Origin of the sequence: Aeromonas media (assembly GCF_020423125.1) — a bacterium.
Taxonomy (GTDB): Bacteria; Pseudomonadota; Gammaproteobacteria; order Enterobacterales; family Aeromonadaceae; genus Aeromonas; species Aeromonas media.
Genome location: NZ_CP075564.1, coordinates 500,171 through 522,826 on the forward strand (window position 1 = coordinate 500,171; position 22,656 = coordinate 522,826).

25 protein-coding genes are annotated in these 22,656 nt (G+C 62.3%); 17 read left to right on the plus strand and 8 right to left on the minus strand.

Annotated features, from left to right (window positions below; all coding sequences use genetic code 11):
* Window positions 1-137: 137 nt before the first annotated feature.
* From yaaA to tapT, 3 genes are read right to left on the minus strand one after another with little or no spacing between them, the layout of a single operon-like run.
* Window positions 138-911, minus strand: coding sequence for a peroxide stress protein YaaA (yaaA, locus tag KI797_RS02405; protein WP_043128932.1), 774 nt, complete (start codon window positions 909-911; stop codon window positions 138-140).
* A 32-nt stretch (window positions 912-943) separates the two neighbouring features.
* Window positions 944-2,053, minus strand: coding sequence for a PilT/PilU family type 4a pilus ATPase (locus tag KI797_RS02410; protein ID WP_042649788.1), 1,110 nt, complete (start codon window positions 2,051-2,053; stop codon window positions 944-946).
* Between the two features lie 26 nt (window positions 2,054-2,079).
* Window positions 2,080-3,114 carry a type IVa pilus ATPase TapT gene (gene tapT, locus KI797_RS02415; protein WP_041206426.1) on the minus strand — a complete coding sequence of 345 codons (1,035 nt, stop codon included), beginning with the start codon at window positions 3,112-3,114 and terminating at the stop codon, window positions 2,080-2,082.
* 39 nt (window positions 3,115-3,153) lie between these two features.
* Here tapT and KI797_RS02420 point away from each other — a divergent pair, with 39 nt between their 5' ends.
* The 5 genes from KI797_RS02420 to KI797_RS02440 all read left to right on the plus strand — a co-directional run bounded on the left by KI797_RS02420 (window position 3,154) and on the right by KI797_RS02440 (window position 6,148).
* Complete coding sequence (locus KI797_RS02420; protein WP_226171270.1) at window positions 3,154-3,855, plus strand: YggS family pyridoxal phosphate-dependent enzyme; 702 nt, start codon at window positions 3,154-3,156, stop codon at window positions 3,853-3,855.
* Window positions 3,856-4,013: 158 nt separating this feature from the next.
* Window positions 4,014-4,841: a pyrroline-5-carboxylate reductase gene (gene proC / locus KI797_RS02425; RefSeq protein WP_226171273.1), complete on the plus strand. Its 828-nt coding sequence runs from the start codon at window positions 4,014-4,016 to the stop codon at window positions 4,839-4,841.
* Between the two features lie 23 nt (window positions 4,842-4,864).
* Entirely contained in the window at window positions 4,865-5,416 is a 552-nt protein-coding gene (locus tag KI797_RS02430; RefSeq protein WP_025325667.1) for a YggT family protein, read from the plus strand.
* Window positions 5,416-5,724, plus strand: coding sequence for a DUF167 family protein YggU (gene yggU, locus KI797_RS02435; protein WP_226171276.1), 309 nt, complete (start codon window positions 5,416-5,418; stop codon window positions 5,722-5,724). Before KI797_RS02430 ends, yggU begins: the two co-directional genes overlap by 1 nt.
* A 4-nt stretch (window positions 5,725-5,728) precedes the next feature.
* Window positions 5,729-6,148, plus strand: a complete 420-nt coding sequence (locus tag KI797_RS02440) for a DUF4426 domain-containing protein (RefSeq protein ID WP_041206420.1) — start codon at window positions 5,729-5,731, stop codon at window positions 6,146-6,148.
* A 79-nt stretch (window positions 6,149-6,227) separates the two neighbouring features.
* Here the strand turns inward: KI797_RS02440 and KI797_RS02445 are convergent, their stop codons facing one another.
* The 3 genes from KI797_RS02445 to KI797_RS02455 form a co-directional block, all read right to left on the minus strand.
* On the minus strand, window positions 6,228-7,058 hold the full coding sequence (locus KI797_RS02445) for a CPBP family intramembrane glutamic endopeptidase (RefSeq protein ID WP_226171278.1): 831 nt from the start codon (window positions 7,056-7,058) through the stop codon (window positions 6,228-6,230).
* Window positions 7,059-7,253: 195 nt separating this feature from the next.
* The gene (locus tag KI797_RS02450) at window positions 7,254-7,550 is read right to left on the minus strand and encodes a hypothetical protein (protein ID WP_005332293.1); all 297 of its coding nucleotides are present in this window, start codon (window positions 7,548-7,550) and stop codon (window positions 7,254-7,256) included.
* Window positions 7,551-7,600: 50 nt separating this feature from the next.
* A complete protein-coding gene (locus KI797_RS02455) occupies window positions 7,601-7,975 on the minus strand; it encodes a YacL family protein (protein WP_005332296.1) in 375 nt (124 codons plus the stop codon).
* Window positions 7,976-8,323: 348 nt separating this feature from the next.
* Between KI797_RS02455 and KI797_RS02460 the strand changes: the two genes are divergently transcribed.
* From KI797_RS02460 to KI797_RS02490, 7 genes are all read left to right on the plus strand, one after another.
* On the plus strand, window positions 8,324-9,439 hold the full coding sequence (locus KI797_RS02460; RefSeq protein ID WP_226171281.1) for a sugar diacid recognition domain-containing protein: 1,116 nt from the start codon (window positions 8,324-8,326) through the stop codon (window positions 9,437-9,439).
* A 119-nt stretch (window positions 9,440-9,558) separates the two neighbouring features.
* A complete protein-coding gene (locus tag KI797_RS02465; protein WP_025325674.1) occupies window positions 9,559-10,821 on the plus strand; it encodes a GntP family permease in 1,263 nt (420 codons plus the stop codon).
* Between the two features lie 9 nt (window positions 10,822-10,830).
* The gene (locus KI797_RS02470) at window positions 10,831-11,964 is read left to right on the plus strand and encodes a glycerate kinase (RefSeq protein ID WP_226171282.1); all 1,134 of its coding nucleotides are present in this window, start codon (window positions 10,831-10,833) and stop codon (window positions 11,962-11,964) included.
* A gap of 217 nt (window positions 11,965-12,181) precedes the next feature.
* Complete coding sequence (locus KI797_RS02475; protein WP_043128944.1) at window positions 12,182-12,745, plus strand: NnrU family protein; 564 nt, start codon at window positions 12,182-12,184, stop codon at window positions 12,743-12,745.
* Window positions 12,746-12,804: 59 nt separating this feature from the next.
* A complete protein-coding gene (locus tag KI797_RS02480) occupies window positions 12,805-13,341 on the plus strand; it encodes a glutathione peroxidase (protein ID WP_025325677.1) in 537 nt (178 codons plus the stop codon).
* Between the two features lie 82 nt (window positions 13,342-13,423).
* On the plus strand, window positions 13,424-14,359 hold the full coding sequence (locus KI797_RS02485; RefSeq protein WP_226172974.1) for a LysR family transcriptional regulator: 936 nt from the start codon (window positions 13,424-13,426) through the stop codon (window positions 14,357-14,359).
* 182 nt (window positions 14,360-14,541) lie between these two features.
* Window positions 14,542-15,738 carry a NupC/NupG family nucleoside CNT transporter gene (locus KI797_RS02490; RefSeq protein WP_226171283.1) on the plus strand — a complete coding sequence of 399 codons (1,197 nt, stop codon included), beginning with the start codon at window positions 14,542-14,544 and terminating at the stop codon, window positions 15,736-15,738.
* 420 nt (window positions 15,739-16,158) lie between these two features.
* On the opposite strand, the gene KI797_RS02495 is transcribed toward KI797_RS02490, so the two are convergent.
* Together KI797_RS02495 and arfB are read right to left on the minus strand one after the other, a co-directional pair.
* Window positions 16,159-16,653, minus strand: coding sequence for a methylated-DNA--[protein]-cysteine S-methyltransferase (locus KI797_RS02495; RefSeq protein WP_226171284.1), 495 nt, complete (start codon window positions 16,651-16,653; stop codon window positions 16,159-16,161).
* Between the two features lie 27 nt (window positions 16,654-16,680).
* Window positions 16,681-17,097, minus strand: coding sequence for an alternative ribosome rescue aminoacyl-tRNA hydrolase ArfB (arfB, locus tag KI797_RS02500; protein WP_005332323.1), 417 nt, complete (start codon window positions 17,095-17,097; stop codon window positions 16,681-16,683).
* A 201-nt stretch (window positions 17,098-17,298) separates the two neighbouring features.
* Between arfB and glnK the strand changes: the two genes are divergently transcribed.
* From glnK to KI797_RS02525, 5 genes are all read left to right on the plus strand, one after another.
* Window positions 17,299-17,637, plus strand: coding sequence for a P-II family nitrogen regulator (gene glnK / locus KI797_RS02505; protein ID WP_005332325.1), 339 nt, complete (start codon window positions 17,299-17,301; stop codon window positions 17,635-17,637).
* 232 nt (window positions 17,638-17,869) lie between these two features.
* A complete protein-coding gene (locus KI797_RS02510; protein ID WP_081805780.1) occupies window positions 17,870-18,877 on the plus strand; it encodes a Fe(3+) ABC transporter substrate-binding protein in 1,008 nt (335 codons plus the stop codon).
* A 39-nt stretch (window positions 18,878-18,916) separates the two neighbouring features.
* A complete protein-coding gene (locus KI797_RS02515) occupies window positions 18,917-20,542 on the plus strand; it encodes an ABC transporter permease (RefSeq protein ID WP_171269306.1) in 1,626 nt (541 codons plus the stop codon).
* Window positions 20,543-20,614: 72 nt separating this feature from the next.
* Window positions 20,615-21,649 (plus strand): ABC transporter ATP-binding protein, encoded by a 1,035-nt coding sequence (locus KI797_RS02520; protein ID WP_226171285.1) that lies wholly within the window; start codon window positions 20,615-20,617, stop codon window positions 21,647-21,649.
* 81 nt (window positions 21,650-21,730) lie between these two features.
* On the plus strand, window positions 21,731-22,636 hold the full coding sequence (locus KI797_RS02525; protein ID WP_226171286.1) for a Dyp-type peroxidase: 906 nt from the start codon (window positions 21,731-21,733) through the stop codon (window positions 22,634-22,636).
* Window positions 22,637-22,656 lie beyond the last annotated feature (20 nt).

The window sequence follows — 22,656 nt, forward strand, 5'->3', positions numbered from 1 at the left end:
CGGTCTTCCGGGCCCGTGTGGTGAGAAGCGCGCAGAAAAAAGCCGACGCATTAACGTCGGCCAACAAAAAGTGCTTACAACAGAGGATTCATAGGTTCAGACCCGGAGATCCCGAACTTGGTTCCCTCCATTTGTAATTAATTTTCAGTGCGCTTGAACATCAGCGTGTGATCGTCGGACTCTTGTGGAACGAAATAGTAGCCAGCCTCATTGAACCCGGTCAATTGGGTTACCTCGGTCAGCCGGTGCTTGATGATGTGGCGGGCCATCATGCCGCGGGCCTTCTTGGCGTAGAAGCTGATGATCTTGAACTGGCCGTTCTTCTCGTCCTTGAACACCGGCGTCACTATGCGGCCCTTCAGGGCCTTCGGGCGAACCGACTTGAAGTATTCGTCAGACGCCAGATTGATCAGCACTTCGCTGCCCTGTGCAGCCAGCACCTTGTTCAGGTGCTCGGTGATGATGTCACCCCAGAACTGATAGAGATCCTTGCCGCGCTCGTTGTCGAGGCGGATCCCCATCTCCAGCCGGTAGGGCATCATCAGATCCAGCGGTCGCAGCACGCCGTAGAGGCCGGACAGCATGCGCAGGTGCGCTTGGGCAAAGTCGAGATCCGCCTCGCTGAAATCCTCCACGGCGAGGCCGGTGTAGACATCACCCTTGAAGGCCAGCAGGGCCTGGCGGGCATTGTTAGGGGTGAAATCCGGCTGCCATTCGGCAAAGCGGGCGGCGTTGAGTCCCGCCAGTTTGTCGCTGATCTTCATCAGGCTGGCGATCTGATCCGGGGCCAGTTGCCTGGCCCGATGGATCAGTAGGGCGGAGTGATCCAGCAGCTCGGGCAGGGTGAAACGGGAGGTCACCAGCGGCGACTCGTAATCCAGCGTCTTGGCCGGGGAAACCACAATCAGCATAACTGTCCTTTACTAGCGGTGACGCACGTCCCTCATTCATCCAGGGTCACGTTGTCGAGTGTGCCTGCACCCAGCTGCTCGCGACCCGACAGCTTGATCAGCAGTCGCAGGTCGTTGGCGGAGTCGGCATGGGCAAGAGCCTCACTGTAGCCAATTTGGCCGGCGCAGAACAGGGTGAACAGCGCCTGATCGAAGGTCTGCATGCCGAGCTCGCCGGATTTGGTCATCACCTCCTTGAGCCTGTGCATCTCGCCCTTGCGGATGATGTCGGTGATGAGCGGGGTGTTGAGCAGGATCTCGAAGGCGGCGATCCGGCGGCTGCCATTCACGCTGGGGAGCAGTTGCTGCGCCACGATGGCGCGCAGGTTGAAGGAGAGATCGAACAGGAACTGGCGGTGTTTCGCCTCCGGCACCAGATGGAGGATGCGATCCAGCGCCTGGTTGGCGTTGTTGGCGTGCAGGGTGGCGAGGCAGAGGTGGCCCGTCTCGGCAAACTGGATGGCCAGTTCCATGGTTTCCTGGGTACGGATCTCACCGATCAGGATGACATCCGGAGCCTGGCGCATGGAATTCTTGAGGGCCACGTCGAAGGAGTCGGTGTCTATGCCGACCTCCCGCTGGGTCACCAGGCAGCGCCCATGCTGGTGGACGAACTCCACCGGATCCTCCACCGTCAGTATGTGGCCGTCGCCGTGCTGGTTGCGATAACCGATCATGGCCGCCTGGGTGGTGGACTTGCCAGCCCCCGTGGCACCGACGAACAGCACCAACCCGCGTTTGGCCATGGCCACATCCTGCAGGATGGGGGGCAGTACCAACTCCTCGAAGGTGGGAATACGGGTCTCGATACGACGCAGCACCATGCCCGGCATATCCTGCTGCCAGAAGGCGCTGACCCGGAATCGGCCAAGTCCTTCGCGGTGGATGGCGTAGTTTGCCTCCCGGCTATGCAGGTATCGCTCGAAGTGCGTCTCGTCCAGGCTATCCCTGACCAGGGCCAGCGCCGCCTGCCTGTCCAGCGGCCCCCCCTCGAGCGGTACCAGGCGTCCATTGACCTTGAGGGTGGGGGGGGCATCGACCGTGATGAAGAGATCCGATCCCTTTTGTTCAACCAGTGCAGCGAGCAGAACATCCATGTTCATAGTGTCTCCTTGGGTATGAAAGCATCTTAAATGCTGTTGGGATCGGCCGCCTTGGCCCTGGCATCGAGGGCGGCAACCACGCCCCGGTTGACGAGCTGCTTGAGGCTCTGATCCATGGTCTGCATGCCGTGGGTCATCCCGGTCTGGATGACGGAGTAGAGCTGGGCGACCTTGTCTTCCCGGATGAGGTTTCGCACCGCCGGGATCCCCAGCATGATCTCGTGGGCTGCCACCCGGCCACCGCCGATCCGCTTGAGCAGGGTCTGGGAGATGACCGCCCGCAGGGACTCTGAGAGCATGGATCTCACCATGTCCTTCTCCGAGCCGGGGAAGACGTCGATGATCCGGTCTATGGTCTTGGCCGCCGACGAGGTGTGCAGGGTACCGAATACCAGATGACCGGTCTCTGCCGCCGTCATGGCGAGGCGGATGGTCTCGAGGTCGCGCATTTCACCCACCAGTATGATGTCCGGGTCCTCACGCAGGGCCGAGCGAAGGGCGTTGGCGAAACTCTTGGTATCGCGGTGCACCTCGCGCTGGTTGACCAGGCAGCGCTTGTTCTCGTGTACGAACTCGATGGGATCCTCAATGGTGAGGATGTGGTGGTGGAAGTTGTCATTGATGTAATTGACCATGGCCGCAAGCGTGGTGGACTTGCCTGAACCTGTCGGGCCCGTGACCAGCACCAGGCCGCGCGGAAACTCGGCTATCTTGCGGAACATCTCGGGAGCTTCCAGATCCTCCAGGGTCAGAACGGTACTGGGTATGGTGCGAAACACGGCGCCAGAGCCCCGCGCCTGTTGAAAGGCGTTGACCCGAAAACGCGCCATGCCGGGTACCTCGAAGGAGAAGTCCACCTCGAAATTCTCCTCCAGCTCCTTGCGCTGATAGTCGTTCATGATGTCGTAGATCAGGGCGTGCACTTCACGGTGATCCAGGGCGGGTAAATTGATCTTGCGAACCTCTCCATCAACCCTGATCATCGGGGGAACCCCGGCTGAGAGGTGTAGATCCGAGGCCTTATGCTTTACACTGAAAGCCAATAACTCTGTGATATCCATAGATTTGTTATTCTCCCATCACAAGATCACGAACGAAATATGAGCCAGATTGCCCAGCACCTGCTTCAGGTAAAGGAACGTATTGTACAGGCCGCCAGGCGAGTTGGCCGTGGCACCGATCATATCCAGCTGCTTGCGGTCAGCAAGACCAAGCCGCTTGAAGATATCCAGGCCGCCTATGCCGCCGGTCAGCGCCGCTTTGGCGAATCCTATGCCCAGGAGGCCGCCCTCAAGATTGATGCCCTGCGTGAGCAGGCTACCTGCCAAGACATAGAGTGGCACTTTATCGGCCCGCTGCAATCGAACAAATCCAGGTTGGTGGCGGAGCGATTCGATTGGGTGCAAAGCGTCGATCGTGACAAACTTATCGAGCGCCTCAACAACCAGCGTCCAGCCGGGTTGTCACCGCTAAATGTCTGTCTGCAAATCAATATTAGCGGAGAGAGCAGCAAATCCGGTACGTCGGAGCAAGAGATTTTCCGGTTGGCCGCCCTGGTTGCCCAGAGCGAGCGACTGGTGCTGCGTGGCCTGATGGCCATCCCGGAGCACACCAGCGACGAGGCGGTTCTGGCTGTGCAGATGCGGCGCATGCAGGCTCTGTTCACCGAGCTTGCGCAACAATACCCGAGCGTCGACACCCTTTCGATGGGCATGACCGAGGATCTCGAGGCCGCCGTCGCCCATGGCAGCACCATGGTCCGGGTCGGCACCGCCATCTTCGGTGCCCGTGATTACTCATGAACAGAAGCATGCGGTGTAGCCTGTCCTCGCCTTCGTCGGCCCGGCACACCGCCGCATTGGAAGCCATTAACAGGAGTGTGTGATGCAACATAGAATTCTCGCCTTTATTGGGGCGGGCACGCAGGGCTCCGCAGTCATTTCATCAGCAGGAGTGCAAGATGCAGCATAAGAGAACCCTCGCCTTCATCGGGGCGGGCAACATGAGCCGCAGCATCATTGCCGGCCTGATCCAGGCCGGTTATCCGGCCGGGCGGATCATCGCTGCCAACCCCAGTCGGCCCAAGCTGGACGAACTGGCTGATCAGTTCGGCATTCGCATCACCCAGAACAACGCCGAGGCGGCCCGTGAGGCCGACGTCATCGTGCTGGCGGTCAAACCCCAGCTGATGGCGGCCATGCTGGAGGCGCTGGTGGCCGAGCTGGGGTCGCTGGCGGGCAAGCTGCTCATCTCCATTGCCGCCGGTATCAAGGTCGAGCGGTTGCAGGAGATGGCGGGGGGGCACTCCCGCATCATCCGCACCATGCCCAATACCCCCTCCCTGCTGGGCTTGGGAATGACCGGGCTCTATGCTCCGACCGGCATAGAACAGGCGGATCGCGACTTCGCCGAACAGATGATGCAGGCCGTCGGCAAGACCCTCTGGGTCGCGCAGGAGAGCGGCATCAACGGCGTCATCGCGGCGGCTGGCAGCGCCCCTGCCTACTTCTTCCTGTTCATGCAGGGGATTGCCGAGGAGGCGGAGGCCATGGGTTTCACTCCCGAGCAGGCCCGTCTGCTGGTGCAGCAGACCGCCCTTGGCGCCGCCGCCATGGTGGAGCAGAACCCCGAGCTCTCCCTCCAGGCCCTGCGCGAGCAGGTTACCAGCAAGGGCGGCACCACGGCCGAGGCCGTCAAGACATTCCAGGAGCAGGGGCTGAAGCCGCTGACCTCACGTGCCATGCAGGCGGCCGTCACCCGGGCTGCCGAGATGGAAACCCTTTTCTGAACCTTTTGTAGCAAGGAGCCCGGATGAACACGGCTTACTTTTTGATTAATACGATTTTTGATCTCTACCTCATGGTGGTGCTGCTGCGAGTCTGGTTGCAGTGGGCCCGCGCCGATTTCTACAACCCCATGAGCCAGATGGTGGTCAAGGTGACCAACCCCCTGGTGATCCCGCTGCGCCGCATCATCCCCGGCTTCGGCGGGCTGGATATGGCCTCGGTGCTGCTGGCACTCATCATCGCCTTCGCCAAGCTGGCGCTGCTCAAGAGCATGAACGTGCTGCTGACCGACTGGCTGACCCTCAGCCTGTTTGCGGTGCTCACCATACTGAAGAAGACGGGATCCATGATCTTCTGGGTGCTGCTGATCCGTGCCATCCTGAGCTGGGTCAGCCAGGGCCGCAACCCCATCGAATACGTGATGCATCAGCTGACCGAGCCCTTCCTGGCACCCATCCGCCGCATACTGCCGGCGCTGGGTGGCCTGGATCTCTCCGTGCTGGTCGCCTTCATCGCGCTGCAGGCCATAAACTATCTGTTGGGGGATCTGTTCGGCCAGCTGTGGTGGATGATCTGATGCCCGCCGTCCTGCTGGAAGAGGACGAGCTGGTGTTGCACCTGATGATCCAGCCCAAGGCGAGCCGGGATCAGATCGTCGGCTTGCACGGGGACGAGTTGAAAGTGGCCATCACGGCACCGCCGGTGGATGGTCAGGCCAACAGCCATCTGATCAAGTATCTGGCCAAGCAGTGCAAGGTGGCCAAGGGGCAGGTCCGCATCGTGCGGGGGGAGCTGGGACGGCACAAGACGGTCGCCATCGAGGCACCAAGACAGATCCCCGCCGAGATCGCCGCCCTGCTGGAGAGTGGAACACGAGAAGGATGACATCATGAAAACAGTCTGGATGAGCTGCCTGCTGGCACTCTTGATGACACTGCCACTGCGGGCGGAACAGATGAAGGAGCTGGGCCCCTGGCAGGTGCACTACAGCGCCTTCAACTCCAGCTTCCTCACCCCTGAGGTGGCCAAGGCTTACGGCCTGGAGCGCAGCCGCTACAACGGCATCGTCAACATCGCGGTGCAGAACAAGCAAGGGGTGGCTCAGGCGGTGGGCATCAGCGGCGAGGCCAAGAACCTCACCGGCACCATCCGTACCTTGAGCTTCCAGGAGGTGAAGGAGGGGGACTCCATTTACTACCTGGCGGTGCTGCCCTACCGGAACGAGGACACCTACCAGTTCACCCTGAAGATCATGGGGGAGGGGCAGCAGCAGACGCTGACCTTCCAGCAGACCTTCTACGTCGACTAGCTGTCTGGATGTGATGAAAATGCCCCGAACCCACAGGTTCGGGGCATTTTTTTATCCGGCGAGAACCTGCCTACACCAGTTAGCGGCTGGCTAGCGGGTAGGTGAACAGGGCCAGGTGGGCGAAGTTGAACAGGAAGTGGATCGCGATGGCGACGCTCAGGCGCCCGCTCAGCAGGAAGGCCAGGCCATAGCAGGCCCCCGCCAGTGCGGCAAACAGCATCAGCAGCGGGCCGCCGGCCAGGTGGGCGGCCCCGAACAGCAGGCTGGCGACCAGGAGGCCGAGCCAGGGCTTGCTTCGGCTCGCGACCCCTTGCTGGATGAGGCCGCGAAACAGCGCCTCTTCCGCCACGCAGGTGAACAGCAGGTTGTTGAGAGCGAACAGCCACCACCAGTGGGGCAGCCCCACTTCGGGCTTGAGGGCCCCCAGTTGCCAGGCGGTGATCAACAGGGCCGCCAGCGGCAGTATGAGCAGAGCCAGCGGTCGCCAGCGTATCGCGCCGCCCGGGCCGAGCAGGGCGGGCCAGGCCAGCAGCAGGCCGAAGAAGATGAGCGGCTTGTCCAGATTGAGGTAGAGGGTGAAGGGGACGCTGGCGGGACTGGCCTGCACCCGATCCAGCACCTTGAGGTTGTCAAAGCCCGGCACCAGGTGCAGCGTCAGGGCCAGGGCCCACAGCAGCACCAGTGTCAGTGCGACGCCACGCCAGGGCTGGGGGAGGGTGGGCGTGCGCCAGGCCAGCAAGAGACCGGCGAGGCTGACCAGCGCGGCGACGGGGCTGAGTCGCTCCAGCCAGAGTGCGGTCAGCAGGGCAATCCCCAGCAGGATCAGGCTGCTCCTCTGCTGGCGGGCCAGGCAGAGCAGCACGGCCAGTCCCAGGGCGAGCCAGATGAGGGTGTCAGGGAGTGGTAACATTGAGTCTCCTTGTGGGTTGCAAGGGGCGCACCTTAACGAGCCTTCGCCTCTCGCACAAGGCGCAATGGACTGGTCGGAGCCCAGGCGTGCTCCTTCTTGCCGCCGGTGCTGACCAAAGCGGACAATAAAAAAGCCGGAGCAGAGGCTCCGGCTTTGGGGATAGATGGTGGCCCGAATGCACGGGCCCAGGCCATGTCAACGGCCGGATTCGGCAATCACGCGGGCGATGATGTCGGCGCGCTTGGTGGCTTCCAGCTCGCCCAGGGCGATGAGGCCGGCCTTGAAGATGACGTTCTTCGGCAGGCTGACATCGTCCAGGGTGGTGATGGCTTCCACGTGCAGGCCGTTCAGGCGGCTGGCATCGCGCGGGCTCAGGTTGACCTGGGTATTCATCACCTGCTTGCCCTTCTTCTTGGCAGGCACGGCGGCTTTCTGGCTGGATTCCTGTTCTTCGTCTTCCGGCAGTTCGTCATCAAAATCGTAAATGGACATAGTCAATCCTGTTGGGTTGCAAGGGGCATGCTCGCCCGAAATGTGGGTATTCAGCCCATATCCTCGTTGCGGATAAAGGCGCGCCAGGAGCCGAGCACCTGGGCAAAGTCTTCCAGTCCGCACATGGCCAGCTGCTCATCATCGTAGTAGGCGAGATCGTCGAGATCCTCATCCAGCTCGATATTGAGGACGTTGGCTTTCACCTCGGCCTCCTCAGGGGTGAGCAGCAGTGAATAGTCACCGCCATGACGCTGGTACTCAGTGCGGGTTCGATTGGATAGCTGGTCAATGATGGAGAAGAGCTCGTCGAGCGTCTCCTCATCCTTGCCAACTTCATCGATCAGCCACTGACCGATGGCCTCGTGGCCCATGGAGAACCGGGCGCGATAGCCACCGAACGGGTCGCGGCGAAATTCATAATCCATAGCGGAGTCCCTATCGGAAGGGTGGAGCCACCACAATAGGGAGCGGCATGACGCCGGATCCATGATCCATGGTGGGGCACAGATAGCGTAAAGTGGCCTATTCTAGCGATCCCCCCCGCGCTTGTCTTGATGATGTGGGATCTTTAACGGGTCTGTCCCCCGGATCCAGGCCACCCGGGTGCCCTGTCAACGAATGATATGGAGATATGATGCAACGCAATGACACGCTCCCCCGGCAGATCGTCAGCAAGGTGATGCAGAGACGGTCGTGCTCGGCCAAGGTGATGGAGGAGCCACATCGTCTGGGGATCGCCTCCGGAACCCCTCGGCTATCTATCCGGAGATGTTATGCAGCTCAATGACGCGCTCGCTCATCAGATTGTCAGCCGGGCCATGAAGATACTGTCGTTCTCGGTCAACGTGATGGACGAGCGGGGCCTCATCATCGCCTCCGGCAACCCGGAGCGGCTCCATCAGCGCCACGAGGGGGCCGTGCTGGCACTGACCGAGAACCGGGTGGTGGAGATCAGCGATGCCACTGCCCGGCAGCTCAAGGGGGTGAGGCCCGGCATCAACCTGCCCATCTCCTATCAGGGGGAGTTGCTCGGGGTCATCGGCATCTCTGGGGATCCGGAGGAAGTGCGTGCTTACGCCGAGCTGGTGCGGATGACCGCCGAGCTCATCCTGGAGCAGGCGGCGCTCACCGAGCAGTTGCAGTGGGACAAACGCCACAAGGAGGAACTGGTGCTGCAGCTCATCCGCGGCGAGGGGCGGGTGGATCAGCTGCAGCAGGCGGCCCGCTTCCTCGATCTCGATCTGGCGCAGCCTCGCGTCGTCGCCGTGCTGGCACTGGAGGAAGCGGAGCCCGCCCGCCTGCGGGAACTGGTGCACCTGCTGGAAAACCCGGAGCGGGACAACCTGGTGGCCATCAACGGTCTGGACGAGATAGTGGTGCTCAAGCCGGCGCAGCTCTGTGACGGCGTCTGGCAATCGGCGCAGGAGCGCAGCCGCATCAAGCAGTTACTGGCCCGCATTCCTCATTTCAAGGTACGCATAGGGGTGGGTGATTACTTCGCCGGGACGGGCGGATTGGCGCGCTCCTACCAGACCGCCCGTGACACCCTGCGCCGTGGCATGAGCCAGGCGCCGCGCAAGCAGGTCTACTTCTTCGAGGATTACCGCCTGCCTGTGCTGCTCGGCAGCCTGGCGGACTCCTGGCAGGCGGATCAGCTGCGGGCCCCGCTGCTCAGGCTGGCAAAGGAGGATGCAAAAGGAACGCTGCAAAAAACGCTGCGCCAATATTTCTTGCAGGATTGTGATCTGCATCCCTGTGCCGAAGCGCTCTTCATCCACCCCAATACCCTGCGTTACCGGCTGACCCGGATAGAGCAGATAACAGGCTTGAATTTCAACAAGTTAGATGACAAGTTCCTGCTCTATCTCGGGCTCAATCTCGACGGCTGACTTGTTCATATGAACAAAAATAAAGGCTGTTGAAACGCAAGTTTTGGCTTTTAAGCCAAAGCATTCCGGGTTGGGATCACCATAATGGCCACCACTCACTCATTTGAAAGGTGCCCGTCATGATCCCTGTATCCGCGCTCGGTGCTCTCGCTGCGCTCTCCATCGCCATCTTCCTCATTCTGAAGAAGGTGCCGCCTGCCTACGGCATGATAGTCGGTGCCCTGGCCGGTGGCCTGATCGGCGGCGCCGACCTGACCCAGACCGTCGCCCTGATGATCGGTGGTGCCCAGGGGATCACCACGGCCGTGATGCGGATCCTGGCGGCCGGTGTGCTGGCCGGCGTCTTGATCGAATCCGGTGCCGCCACCACCATCGCCGAGACCATAGTCCGCAAGCTCGGCGAGACCCGTGCCCTGCTGGCCCTTGCCCTGGCGACCCTGATCCTGACCGCGGTCGGCGTCTTCGTGGATGTGGCCGTCATCACTGTCGCCCCCATAGCGCTTGCCATCGCCCGTCGCGCCGATCTCTCCAAGGCCGCCATACTGCTGGCCATGATAGGGGGCGGCAAGGCGGGCAACGTCATGTCCCCCAACCCCAACGCCATCGCCGCGTCCGACGCCTTCCACCTGCCCCTCACGTCCGTGATGGCGGCTGGCATCATCCCAGGCCTGTTCGGACTGGTGATGGCCTACTGGCTCGCCAAACGCCTCAACAAGCGGGGCAGCAAGGTCGCGGCCGACGAAGTGGTGAACTTTGACGGTGGCAAGCTGCCCGGCTTCTTCGCCGCCATCAGCGCCCCCCTGGTCGCCATCTTGCTGCTGGCCCTGCGTCCGGTGGCCGGTATAGTTGTGGATCCGCTCATCGCCCTGCCCCTCGGCGGCCTGGTCGGTGCCCTGATGATGGGCAAGTTCAGCAAGGTGAACCAGTTTGCGGTCTCCGGCCTTGCCCGCATGGCGCCGGTCGCCATCATGCTGCTGGGCACGGGTACCCTGGCGGGCATCATTGCGAACTCCGGCCTGAAGGACGTGCTGATCAGCGGCCTGACCGCCTCCGGTCTGCCTTCCTACCTGCTGGCCCCCATCTCCGGTGCCCTGATGTCGCTGGCGACAGCCTCGACCACGGCCGGTACAGTGGTGGCCTCCAATGTATTCAGCTCCACCCTGATTGAACTGGGCATCAGCAGTCTGGCGGGGGCCGCCATGATCCACGCCGGTGCTACCGTGTTTGACCACATGCCCCACGGCTCCTTCTTCCACGCTACCGGTGGTAGCGTTCACATGGGCGTTGGCGAGCGCCTCAAGCTCATCCCGTACGAAACCGCGGTCGGTCTGACCATTGCGACTGTCTCCACCCTGATGTTTGGCGTGTTTGGCCTCGCCTAAGGAATTGATATGAAAATTGTTATTGCACCCGATTCATTCAAGGAGAGCCTGAGCGCCATGGCGGTGGCCGATGCCATCGAGGCGGGTTTCAAGCAGGTGTTGCCGGATGCCACCTACGTCAAATTGCCCATGGCCGATGGCGGCGAGGGTACAGTGCAGTCGCTGGTGGATGCCACCGGTGGCCGCATCCTGCAGGTTGAAGTGACTGCACCGCTCGGTAACAAAGTGCAGGGCTTCGTCGGTCTGCTGGGGGATGGCGAGCGGGCCGTCATCGAGATGGCCGCTGCCTCCGGCATTCATCTGGTGGCACCCGAGCAGCGCAATCCGTTGCTCACCTCCAGCGTCGGTACCGGCGAGCTGATCCTGGCGGCGCTGGAGATGGGGGTGAAGCACCTCATTCTCGGCATCGGTGGCAGCGCCACCAACGACGGCGGCGCCGGCATGATCCAGGCGCTCGGTGGCAAGTTGCTCAAAGCGGATGGCTCTGCCATCGAGTTGGGGGGGGGCGGCCTGGCCGAGCTGGCGACCATAGACCTGAGCGGGCTGGATCCGCGCCTGAGCGAGCTGGTCATCGAGGTGGCCTGCGATGTGAACAATCCGTTGTGCGGCCCGAAAGGCGCCTCCGCCGTGTTCGGCCCGCAGAAGGGGGCGACTCCGGAGATGGTGGCCCAGCTGGATGCCAACCTGGCCCGCTACGCCGACTGCATCGAACAGGCCCTCGGCAAGCAGGTGAAGGATATTCCGGGGGCGGGCGCCGCCGGTGGCATGGGCGCCGCCCTGGTCGGCCTGCTCGGTGCCGAGCTCAAGCCCGGCATCCAGATCGTCATCGACGCCTTGAAACTGGCCGATGAAGTGGCCGATGCGGATCTCGTCATCACCGGCGAAGGGCGCATCGACAGCCAGACCATCCACGGCAAGACGCCAATTGGTGTCGCACGCTGCGCCAAGCGGTTTGGCAAACCGGTGATCGGCATCGCCGGCTGCCTCACCGACGATTGCGGCGTGGTCCATGACCATGGCATCGACGCCGTGTTTGCGGTGGTCAACCGGGCCATGTCACTGCCGGAGGCGATCGCAACCGCCACCACCAACCTGCAGCTCACGGCCCGTAACGTCGCCGCCCTCTATCTGCTGCGTCGTTAACCCTCTTCTGGCCGGTGCCCGTCACCGGCCACACCCAGCCCCGTGTAGCGGATGTGGTTGCTCGCCTGAGGGCGGACCCTCTGACGCACCTTGCCGATCCCAGGATCGGCTTTTTTATTATCCTGCTGTCTTCTATATGGTTTTTGTATTCTGCCGGGGACCTTTGCGGCATAGTGATCTCCCCATCCCGTGAGGGGCAACGTGCGAGAAGACGCCCATGATCCTGCTGACCCTGGGGGTAGTGCTATTTACCCTGATCCATCTCTATCCCTGCTTCGCCGCAGCGCACCGTGTCCGGCTGCGCGATCGGTTGGGGGAGAACCGTTACAAGGGACTCTTCTCGCTGCTGGTGTTCGTCGCCATCGGCTGCATCCTCGCCGGCTGGCGAAGCGCCAGCCCCATGCCGCTCTACTTCCCGCCCGCCTGGGGACCCATGCTGGTGATGGCGGCCATGCCGGTCGCGCTGATCCTGCTGTGCGCAGGGCAGGGAGCGAACCACCTGCGCCGCTGGCTGGTACATCCCCAACTGCTCGGTACCCTGCTCTGGGCCTGCGCTCATCTGGCGGTCAACAGCGAGGCGCGTTCCCTGGTGCTGTTCGGAGGGATAGGCGCCTGGGCGCTGGTCAGCATCGTCTGGATTTCGGTGCGGGACTGGCGCACCAAGCCCCGGCCGGCGGCCACCTGGCAGGGGACGGGGATCAGCGTGGGCGCCGGTCTGATGCTCACGGCCCTGCTGGTCTTCTGGGGCCACGGCTGGTTGACCGGGATCCCGCTGCACTGATCTCTGAACCTTGTTCGGGGTTCTCGCGTATGATGGAGAAAACCCGAGGAGTCACGTCAATGAAATGGTTCACCCTGCTGCTGTTGCTCGGATCTGGCGCGGCATCTGCCGCCTGTCCCGACTACTTCAATGTGGAGATGCGGGAGCTCAACAACACCCAGCGTCACAACCTCTGCCAGCTGACCGAGGGCAAGGTGGTGCTGGTGGTCAATACCGCCTCTTATTGTGGTTACAGTGGCCAGTTCCGGGATCTGGAGGCGCTCTATCAGAGCTACAAGGACAAGGGCTTGATGGTGCTGGGGTTCCCCTCCAACGACTTCTGGCAGGAGGCGGGCAATGAGAACAAGACCGCCGAGGTGTGCCGCCGGGATTACGGTGTGACCTTCCCCATGTTCAACCGGGTCTCGGTGCGTGGCGCCGATGCGGTACCCCTGTTCAAGGGGCTGGCGGCCGCCGCCGATGGGGATGCGCCCAACTGGAACTTCCACAAATACCTGGTGGGCCGCGATGGCAAGCTGATTGCGAGTTATGGCGCCAACCAGAATCCGGCCGATGATCCCCTCAAGGAGCAGTTGATCCAGGCGCTGGGACGCTGACCCTACCCCCTGGCGGGCGGCTCTGGAATAATGGGGGCCCGCCACCCACTCTGGTTATCCCGTGCTGCAACGTCTTCCCCAAATGGTGATCTTCGATGCCCTGGTCCGCGAGCAGGGCATCTCTGCCGCTGCGCGGCGGCTCGGGGTCTCCAAGTCCCACATCAGCAAGCAGCTGGCCCAGCTTGAGACCGAGCTCGGGGCCCAACTGGTGCAACGCACCACCCGCCGCTTCTCCCTGACCGAACTCGGTCAGGAGTATGCCCGTCACTGCCGCGCCCTGGTGGCGGTGGCCCTGGAGGCGGACTCCATGGTGGCGGAGCGACGCGGCAAGGTGAGCGGCGTGCTGCACCTGGGGGTGGGCCAGTCCTTCGGCCGCTTGCACGTGATCCCGCGGCTCAAGGCATTCCAGGCGCGCTACCCCGATCTGGAGCTGGAAGTCTCCCTGTTCGATCACAGAACCAACCTGGTGGATGAGGGGCTGGATCTCTGGATCACCACCTACGAGAACAAGCCCGAAGCCCTGGTGGGGCAGCGGCTGGCGGACATCGGCTTCGTGCTGGTGGCCTCGCCGGACTATCTGTTGAGCCACGGTACCCCGCTGCACCCCAGGGATCTGGCCAGGCACAACTGCATCACCTACCAGAGCCGGGAGCGGCGCTACCACGAGTGGTCGTTTCGCCAGGGCAAGGAGCGCCAGACGGTGCAGGTGGCCGGCAACTACAGGGTGGATCTGGCGGAGGCGGTGCGGGATGCCGCCCTGGCCGGGCTCGGCATCGCCTATGTAGCCAACTACCTGCTGGACAAGGAGCTGCAATCCGGCCAGCTCATTCCCCTGCTGCCCCAGTGGCGCCCGAACCAGAAGATGGCGGTGCACGCCGTCTACGCCAGACGGGAGCACCTGGATCCCAAGATCCGCCTCTTCATCGATTTCCTCAAGGAGAGCTTCGGCCCCGAACCCTACTGGGCGCAGCGGCTGGCCCCCTGGCTGGGAGGCAGATTGTCCGGTGTGGAGGAATAATCGTTTCCATATTGAAACACTGACTTTCGCCTGATACCAAAAACGAGCCAAATCAGCAAGTTGACGCAACCGATATCGTGCAAACGTTTTTGCTAACAGGGCTGTAACTAGGTGGACTTGCAGTGATGGGGGCAGGGGAGCAGAATCCGCGCCCATCTTCAGCCCAAATAGATGGAATCCCTATGATCGCCCTGCTCGGCATCTTGAGTATCCTGGCGCTAGCCGCACTCTGCTCTGATAATCGTCGTCGTATCCCGCTGAGAACAGTGGGTCTCGCCCTCTGTCTGCAAGTCATCTTCGCCGCTCTGGTGCTCTGGCTGCCTGCGGGTCAGCAGGTGCTCAACGGCATCAGCGAGAGCGTCAGCAGCGTGATCGGCTACGGCCAGGAGGGGATTGCCTTCCTGTTCGGGGATCTGGCCAAGTTCAAACTGGGCTTCATCTTCGCGTTCAACGTGCTGCCGGTCATCATCTTCTTCTCCGCGGTGATCGCCATCCTCTACCACATCGGCCTGATGCCGCGGGTCATCGCCCTGCTGGGCGGCGGTCTGCAGAAGCTGCTGGGCACCGGCCGTGCCGAGAGCCTCTCCGCCACCGCCAACATCTTCGTCGGCATGGTGGAGGCCCCCCTGGTGGTCAAGCCCTACCTCTCCAAGATGTCTGACTCCCAGTTCTTTGCGGTGATGAGCTGCGGTCTCGCCTCGGTGGCCGGTGGCACCCTGGTGGGCTATGCCAGCATCGGGGTCGAGCTGAGATATCTGATCGCCGCCGCCTTCATGTCGGCACCTGCCGGTCTGGCCATGGCCAAGATCCTGGTACCGCCCGGTGCCGATGAGGAAGATCATCATGAAGATGTGGTGATCCCGCGCGCCACCAACGTGATCGAAGCGGCGGCCGATGGCGCCATGTCCGGCCTTAACATCGCTGTGGCGGTGGGCGCGACCCTGTTGGCGTTCGTCGGGGTGATCGCCATGCTCAACGGCCTGTTGGGCTGGGCCGGTGATCTGGTGGGGCTGGATCTGAGCTTCCAGATCATCCTGGGCTGGCTGTTCGCCCCCGTCTCCTGGCTGATCGGCGTGCCCTGGGATCAGGCTCAGGCCGCCGGCGCCTTGATCGGCACCAAGATCGTCATCAACGAGTTCGTCGCCTTCATCGCCCTGGTGCAGGATCAGACTCTGAACGAGTCGAGCAAGGCCATAGTCACTTTCGCCCTGTGCGGCTTCGCCAATATCTCCTCCATGGCGATCCTGATTGGCGGCCTGGGGGCCATGGTGCCGGAGCGCAAGTCCTTCATCGCCCGTTACGGTATGCGGGCCATACTAGCGGGGGTGCTGGCAAACCTGATGAGCGCCTCGCTCGCTGGCCTGTTCCTCGCCCTCTGAGTGACCTAGAGGCTCGCGCCTTCAGATCAAAGCCCGCTTCGGCGGGCTTTTTTGTGGCCACTCGGGCAAAAAAAAGCGCCTCAGAGGAGGCGCGGGGAAAAAGACAGATTGGAAGCGTCACATGGGTGCCACTTGAATGAGGGATGAGCCGTGCCATCCAAGTGTGAGGCCATGATGCCTGATGTTGTCTGAAGCCCTTCTGAGGCGATTCTTCATACTCTGTTCATTTTGCTAAACGCCCGGTGGCGTCAGCGCGAAGTTGTCGGCAGTCTGCTGCTCCAGTGCTAGCAACCAGCGTTGTGAACGGAATGCGGCCGGCTAATCAGGGACTCAGGGAGTCGGCGTGAAGTTGTCGACCGTCTGCTGCTCCAGTGCCAGCAACCAGCGTTGTGAACGGAATGCGGCCGGCTAATCAGGGACTCAGGGAGCCAGGGTGAAGTTGTCGACCGTCTGCTGTTCCAGTGCCAGCAACCAGCGCTTGATGGGGATGCCGCCGGCGTACCCCGTCAGCGCGCCGCTGCTGCCGATCACCCTGTGGCAGGGCACTATGATGCTCAGGGGGTTGCGGCCGTTGGCGGCCCCGACCGCCCGCACCGCCTTGGGGTTGCCGATGGCCTGGGCTATCTCGAGATAGCTGACGGTCTCGCCGTAGGGGATGTCGCACAGGGCGTGCCACACAGACTGCTGGAAGGGGGTGCCTCTGGCGGCGAGGGGCAGCGTGAAGCGCTGCAGCCGGCCGGCGAAGTAGGCCTCGAACTGCTCGACGTAGGGGGCCAGGGCCATATCGTCCCGTTGCCATTCCGCTGTGGGGGTGACCGGCTGCTCCCCCCGCATGAACTCCACGAAGCGCAGGCCATCCTGGTCGATGGCGACCAGCAGGGGGCCCTGGGCGCTCTCACAAAAACTGTATCTCATGGGTCTCTCTTCCTCGGCCTGAACGGCTCACTCCATCCCGGGCTTGCCGCGGGCCGACTTGATCTCGCCCTTGCGCTTCTTGGCGTCGACCCGCTTGCGCTGGGAGCTGCGGGTCGGCTTGGTGGCATGGCGTGCCTTGGGGCGCCAGGCGGCCTTTTTCAGCAGTTCGGTCAGGCGGCTCATGGCCTCCTTGCGGTTCATGTCCTGGCTGCGGTGGGTCTCGACCCTGATCTGGATGAAGCCGTCGTGGACCCGGCTGTCGCTGAGCTTCTCCAGCCCCTCCTTGTAGAGATCCGGCAGGCTGGGGGAGTCGCGGTAATCGAAGCGCAACCAGACGGCGGAGTCGGTCTTGTTGACGTGCTGACCCCCGGCACCCTGGGCGCGCATGGTCTGAAACTGCAGCTCATGCCAGGGAATGATCACGCTGTTGGAGATGACTAACATGGGGTGATGCTCTCATTTGGTGCATCAAGGGAGTCTGGTGCAGCTTGGTGCCTCATTATGGGGCGAGATGCGCTTCCTTGGTGATCCTGAGTCGAAACGGCTCAAGGGTTAATGGCTATCTTTATGAAAATAAACAATAAAAATACTTGGCACAAGAATTGATGACCTCTTCATGACATACCATGGATTGGGAGCAACCAGATGAAGCTGATTACTGCGATTATCAAACCTTTCAAGTTGGACGACGTGCGCGAGGCCATCGCCAACCTGGGGGTCGAGGGTCTGACCGTGTCCGAGGTCAAGGGCTTCGGTCGCCAGAAGGGGCACACCGAATTATACCGGGGGGCCGAGTACCAGGTCGACTTCCTGCCGAAGGTAAAGCTGGAGATCGCCACCGCCGACGAGAACGTGGAAGGGGTGATCGAGGCCATCTGCAAGGCGGCTTATACCGGCAAGATAGGGGACGGCAAGATCTTCGTCTATGACCTGCTGCAGGCAGTGCGCATCCGTACCGGCGAGAGCGACGACGAGGCACTGTGATCCCGCGCCATGGAACCGGTGGCTAAGCCCGAGGAGCACTCAGGCAGACCCGGCAGAAAAAGAGAATACGTGGTCATGGAGAGACTGGGTGGGATTCCATCCGGTCTTTTTGTTTTAGCGGCGATTAAATATGTGGCCCTACCTCTGTAAACCACCTTGATCCTCTCATCCTGATTCATGCAGAATGCAAACGAAAATAGTTATCACTTTATGCACAGACAAGGAATGGATGATGAAAATGAAGATGCTGGCGCTGGTGTTCTCCTCGCTGATCGCCCAGTCGGCCTTTGCCGCTGCGGAAGTGAATGTCTACTCCACTCGGCAGGATGAGCTGATCAAGCCCATCATCCAGCAGTTTGAGAAAGAGACCGGTATCAAGGTCAACGTGGTGTTTGCCAAAGAGGGGCTGAACGAGCGTCTGGAGCGCGAAGGCAAGCTCTCCCCGGCGGATCTGATGCTGACCGTCGACATCAGCCGCCTGACTGATCTGGTGGAGAAGGATCTGGTGCAGCCGGTGGACAGCAAGACGCTGCAGGAGAACATCCCGTCCATCTATCGGGATCCGGACAACAAGTGGTTCGCCCTGACCACCCGGGTACGCGCCATCTACTCCAGCAAGGATCGCCTCGGCAAGCTCGACACCATCAGTTACGAAGATCTGGCCAAGCCTGAATTCAAAGGAAAAATTTGTACCCGCAGCGGCAAGCACGAGTACAATGTGGCGCTGGTTTCGTCCATGATCGCCCATCACGGCATGGCGGACGCTAAAACCTGGCTGGAAGGGGTCAAGGCCAACCTGGCGCGCAAGCCGCAAGGCAACGACCGGGATCAGGTCAAGGCGATCAAGGATGGTATCTGCGACGTCTCTCTGGGCAACAGCTACTACCTGGGTGCCATGTTGAAAGACCCGGCACAGAAATCCTGGGCCGATGCGGTCTACATCAACTTCCCGAACCAGGGTGATCGCGGTGCCCACGTCAACGTGAGCGGTGTGGCCATGACCAAGTACGCCAAGAACAAGGACGCGGCCCAGAAGCTGATGGAGTTTCTCTCTGGCGACACCGCCCAGCACATGTACGCGGACGTGAATGCCGAGTACCCGGTCAAGGCCGGGGTCGAGCCTTCCGCCATGGTCAAGTCCTGGGGCAGTTTCAAGTCTGACCCCATGCCGGTCAGCGACTACGCCAAGCACCGCAAGGACGCCTTGCAACTGCTGGATGAAGTGAAATTCGACTTGTAATCAGATGGGGCCAAGGGCCCCATCAATCTCTGTGGTCTCATGAAAAATTTTGGATGGATTGCCGGCAGCTGGGCCACCGCTCTGCTGCTGGGTTTGCCGGTGCTTGCCCTCATCTTCTCTGCCCTCTCGGCAGACGGAGACCTGTTTCGCCACCTCGTCGATACGGTGCTGCTCGATTACCTTCGCAACACCTCAGGGTTGGTGCTGGGGGTGGTGCTGCTCAGCCTGCTGTTCGGGGTGCCCACTGCCTGGCTGGTCGCCATGTGCCAGGTGCCCGGGCGCCGCGCCCTGCAGTGGGCGCTGATGCTGCCCATGGCCATGCCCTCCTACATAGTGGCTTACGTCTATACCGACCTGCTCGACTACTCGGGCCCGCTGCAGGCGGGGCTGAGAGCCCTGTTTGACTGGCAGAGCCCGACCGATTACTGGTTCCCGGCCATCCGCTCCCTCGGCGGTGCCGCCTGGGTGCTGGCGCTGGTGCTCTTCCCCTATGTCTATCTGCTGGCGCGCGCCTCCTTCCTGGAACAGTCGGTCAGCCTCATTCACTCCAGCCGATTGCTCGGCTGCACCCCCTGGCAGAGCTTTCGTCGCCTCAGCCTGCCCCTGGCCCGTCCTGCCATCATGGTCGGGGCGTCGCTGGTGGCGATGGAGACCCTGGCCGACTTCGCCACCGTCCATTTCTTTGCCATCAACACCCTGACGACGGCCATTTACGACACCTGGCTCGGTTACGGCAGCCTGGCCACTGCCGCCCGGCTCTCCTGCCTGATGCTGCTGGCCGTGGTGCTGCTCATCGCCCTGGAGCGCCGCTCCCGCCAGCGCCAGCAGGTATTCCAGAAATCCATGGGCCATGAACAGCCCCTGCGCTATCCCCTCAAGGGGGCCAGCCGTCTGCTGGCCGGGCTCTGGTGCTGGGGACTGGTGCTGGCCGGTTTCGCTCTGCCGTTCGTCATCCTGCTGGATTACGGGGTGCGCTATTTCGCACTGTCGTGGACGCCGGAATTCGTGCGCTTCGCCGGCAACAGTCTGCTCATCTCGGCCCTGACTGCCCTGCTCGCCATGGCCATCGCCCTGCTGCTGGGTTTCTTCCGCCGTCTCGATGGTGGCACTCGCAGCCTGCTGCCCCTGCGCATCGCCGCCACCGGTTATGCCATGCCGGGCACAGTGCTCGCCATCGGGGTGCTGGTGCCGCTGACGGCGCTGGATTTTGGTCTCAACGATCTGGCCGAGTGGCTCGGGATGCAGGGACCAGGCCTGCTGCTGACCGGCACCCTCACCGCCATCGTATTCGGCTACCTGGTGCGCTTCGTGGCCATCGCCATCGGCTCGGTGGAGAGCAGCATGGGCAAGATCTCCCCCAGCCTCGACATGGCGGCCCGCTCTCTGGGACAGGGGACGGGGGGCATGCTGCGCCGGGTGCATCTGCCTCTGGTGCGACGAGGTCTCTTTGCCGGTGCCATGCTGGTGTTCATCGAATCCATGAAGGAGCTGCCCGCGGCCCTGCTGCTGCGGCCGTTCAACTTCGAGACCCTGGCGACCCATGTCTACCAGTTCGTCTCGGACGAGATGCTGGAGCGGGGGGCGCTCGGCGCCATCGTCATCGTGCTGGTGGGGCTGGTACCGCTTATCTGGGTCAATCGCAGTCTGGACAGCCCGGGTCATTAGGCCTGTCACCAGGGTACATGAGCGTACCCCGGCCATCGGCGGGGGATGCCACGAAACGAGAGGAACTGAGTCGTGTCTTGCTTGCAAGTAGAGAAGGTTAGCTGCCGTTACAACGGCCAGAACGTGCTGGAGCAGCTCTCCCTGACGGTGGCCGACAACGAGATCGTCTGCCTGCTGGGGGCGAGCGGTTGTGGCAAGACCACCCTGCTAAAGGCTGTCGCCGGCCTGCTGCCACTGGCGGAAGGCAGCATTCGTCTCGGCGATACTCTGCTGGATGGACCCGGCGTGACGGTGTCGCCTGAGCGTCGCCACATCGGCATGATCTTTCAGGATTACGCCCTCTTCCCCCATTTGACGGTGGCCGAGAATATTGGTTTCGGGCTGACTCGGGCGCCTCGCGAGGCCCGCCAGCAGCAGATCGACGAGGCGCTGACCCTGGTCAACCTGCAGGGCTTGGGGGATCGCTATCCCCATCAGCTCTCCGGTGGCCAGCAGCAGCGGGTCGCCATCGCCCGCGCCCTGGTGTGCAAGCCCAGACTGATGCTGCTGGACGAGCCCTTCTCCAACATCGACACCCAGGTGAGGATGAAGCTGATCCTCGAGATCCGCGCCCTGCTCAAACGTCAGGGGATAGGCGCCATCTTCGTCAGTCACAGCAAGGAAGAGGCGTTTGCCTTCGCCGACCGGCTGGCGCTGTTCCGAGCCGGTCACATCGAGCAGGTAGGGGAACCGGAACAACTCTATCGCCAGCCGCAGAACCGCTTCGTGGCGGAATTTCTCGGCGGGGTCAACTATCTGGCGGCCGAGGTGGTGGACAGCCACTGCGTGCAGACTGCGCTCGGGGTCATCTGTGGCCATGAGCCGCACGGTCGCGCCCCGGGAGAGCGGCTGCAGCTGATGCTCAGGCCCCAGCAGCTGGCATTGGCGGCCGCCGCCGATGGCGACTTGCTGGTGCGGGAGCAGCAGTTCCTCGGTCATCACTGCCGGGTGCTGGTGGAGTGTGCCGGCCAGGTGCTGGAGGCCAGCATAGGGGAGCCTCTCGAAGGGGAGAGGGCGCGGGTCACCGTGGCCCCCCATGCCCTGGTGCTGTTCGAACAGATGTCCTGATAGTGATGTGAAATCAAGGAATTGACTCCGTTCCGGTTTATAATCGCGCCACGCCCATAGCCAATGCCTTTGGAGAGAGAAATGAAAGCCCAAGCCGGGATCTGCGCAGAGCCGAATCTGCATGCCCTCTATCTGATGTTCAATCGCACCGGTGACGGTGTCGAGCTGGCAGCCCGTCTGGCCAGGCTGCCGGTTCTGTGGGATACGGTGAGCGCCGATTTCCCCGACGCCGGTTTCAGCGGTCTGGTTGCCGTCGGGGCCGAGGGCTGGGATGCCATCTACCCTGTCGCCCGTCCGCCCCAGTTCCGTGGCTTCATGGCGCAGTCTGCCAACGGCCAGGAAGCACCGAATACCCCGTTTGATCTGTTCGTGCAACTGCGCGCCGATCGGGTCGACGTGCTGCATCATGCCGGACAGCGTGTGATGGCGCTGCTGGCCGGGCTGGTGGAGCTGGCCGAAGAGGTGCGTGGTTTCCGCAACCTGGATTGCCGGGATCTGACCGGTTTCGTCGACGGCACCGAGAACCCCCAGGATGAGCACAGGGCCGAGGTGGCGCTGCTGGAGGGGGGCGAGTTTGCCGGTGGATCCTATGTCCATGTCCAGCGTTGGGTGCATGCCATGAGCGACTGGGAGAAGCTGGCCCTGAAGGAGCAGGAGGACATCATTGGCCGCACCAAGGCCGACAACATCGAGTATGAATCAGCTGACAAGCCGCTGACCTCCCACATCAAGCGGGTCAACCTCAAGACCCCGAAGGGGGAGTCCATGGAGATACTGCGTCAGAGCATGCCCTGGGGTACCATGCGCGAGCAGGGGCTCTACTTCATCTCCTGCTGCCGCACCCCGCAGCACTTCAATGCCATGCTGGCCAGCATGTACAAGGGGGAGGGCAACCACTTCGATCACCTGCTGCGCTTCACCAGGGCCGTGACAGGGGCGGCCTTCTTCGCCCCCTCCATCGATTTTCTGGTCGCCCAAGGTAAGTAAGCCCACTTGCCGATCGCGCA

Coding starts and splice junctions, on each gene's coding strand:
- KI797_RS02450 (WP_005332293.1), bottom strand. CDS start 7,550: ATGTCCATTTACGATTTTGATGACGAACTGCCGGAAGACGAAGAACAG.
- yggU (WP_226171276.1), top strand. CDS start 5,416: ATGCCCGCCGTCCTGCTGGAAGAGGACGAGCTGGTGTTGCACCTGATG.
- glnK (WP_005332325.1), top strand. CDS start 17,299: ATGAAGCTGATTACTGCGATTATCAAACCTTTCAAGTTGGACGACGTG.
- yaaA (WP_043128932.1), bottom strand. CDS start 911: ATGCTGATTGTGGTTTCCCCGGCCAAGACGCTGGATTACGAGTCGCCG.
- tapT (WP_041206426.1), bottom strand. CDS start 3,114: ATGGATATCACAGAGTTATTGGCTTTCAGTGTAAAGCATAAGGCCTCG.
- KI797_RS02475 (WP_043128944.1), top strand. CDS start 12,182: ATGATCCTGCTGACCCTGGGGGTAGTGCTATTTACCCTGATCCATCTC.
- KI797_RS02495 (WP_226171284.1), bottom strand. CDS start 16,653: ATGAGATACAGTTTTTGTGAGAGCGCCCAGGGCCCCCTGCTGGTCGCC.
- arfB (WP_005332323.1), bottom strand. CDS start 17,097: ATGTTAGTCATCTCCAACAGCGTGATCATTCCCTGGCATGAGCTGCAG.
- KI797_RS02480 (WP_025325677.1), top strand. CDS start 12,805: ATGAAATGGTTCACCCTGCTGCTGTTGCTCGGATCTGGCGCGGCATCT.
- KI797_RS02420 (WP_226171270.1), top strand. CDS start 3,154: ATGAGCCAGATTGCCCAGCACCTGCTTCAGGTAAAGGAACGTATTGTA.
- proC (WP_226171273.1), top strand. CDS start 4,014: ATGCAGCATAAGAGAACCCTCGCCTTCATCGGGGCGGGCAACATGAGC.
- KI797_RS02485 (WP_226172974.1), top strand. CDS start 13,424: ATGGTGATCTTCGATGCCCTGGTCCGCGAGCAGGGCATCTCTGCCGCT.
- KI797_RS02515 (WP_171269306.1), top strand. CDS start 18,917: ATGAAAAATTTTGGATGGATTGCCGGCAGCTGGGCCACCGCTCTGCTG.
- KI797_RS02410 (WP_042649788.1), bottom strand. CDS start 2,053: ATGAACATGGATGTTCTGCTCGCTGCACTGGTTGAACAAAAGGGATCG.
- KI797_RS02430 (WP_025325667.1), top strand. CDS start 4,865: ATGAACACGGCTTACTTTTTGATTAATACGATTTTTGATCTCTACCTC.
- KI797_RS02510 (WP_081805780.1), top strand. CDS start 17,870: ATGAAAATGAAGATGCTGGCGCTGGTGTTCTCCTCGCTGATCGCCCAG.
- KI797_RS02445 (WP_226171278.1), bottom strand. CDS start 7,058: ATGTTACCACTCCCTGACACCCTCATCTGGCTCGCCCTGGGACTGGCC.
- KI797_RS02490 (WP_226171283.1), top strand. CDS start 14,542: ATGATCGCCCTGCTCGGCATCTTGAGTATCCTGGCGCTAGCCGCACTC.
- KI797_RS02470 (WP_226171282.1), top strand. CDS start 10,831: ATGAAAATTGTTATTGCACCCGATTCATTCAAGGAGAGCCTGAGCGCC.
- KI797_RS02455 (WP_005332296.1), bottom strand. CDS start 7,975: ATGGATTATGAATTTCGCCGCGACCCGTTCGGTGGCTATCGCGCCCGG.
- KI797_RS02525 (WP_226171286.1), top strand. CDS start 21,731: ATGAAAGCCCAAGCCGGGATCTGCGCAGAGCCGAATCTGCATGCCCTC.
- KI797_RS02460 (WP_226171281.1), top strand. CDS start 8,324: ATGCAGCTCAATGACGCGCTCGCTCATCAGATTGTCAGCCGGGCCATG.
- KI797_RS02465 (WP_025325674.1), top strand. CDS start 9,559: ATGATCCCTGTATCCGCGCTCGGTGCTCTCGCTGCGCTCTCCATCGCC.
- KI797_RS02440 (WP_041206420.1), top strand. CDS start 5,729: ATGAAAACAGTCTGGATGAGCTGCCTGCTGGCACTCTTGATGACACTG.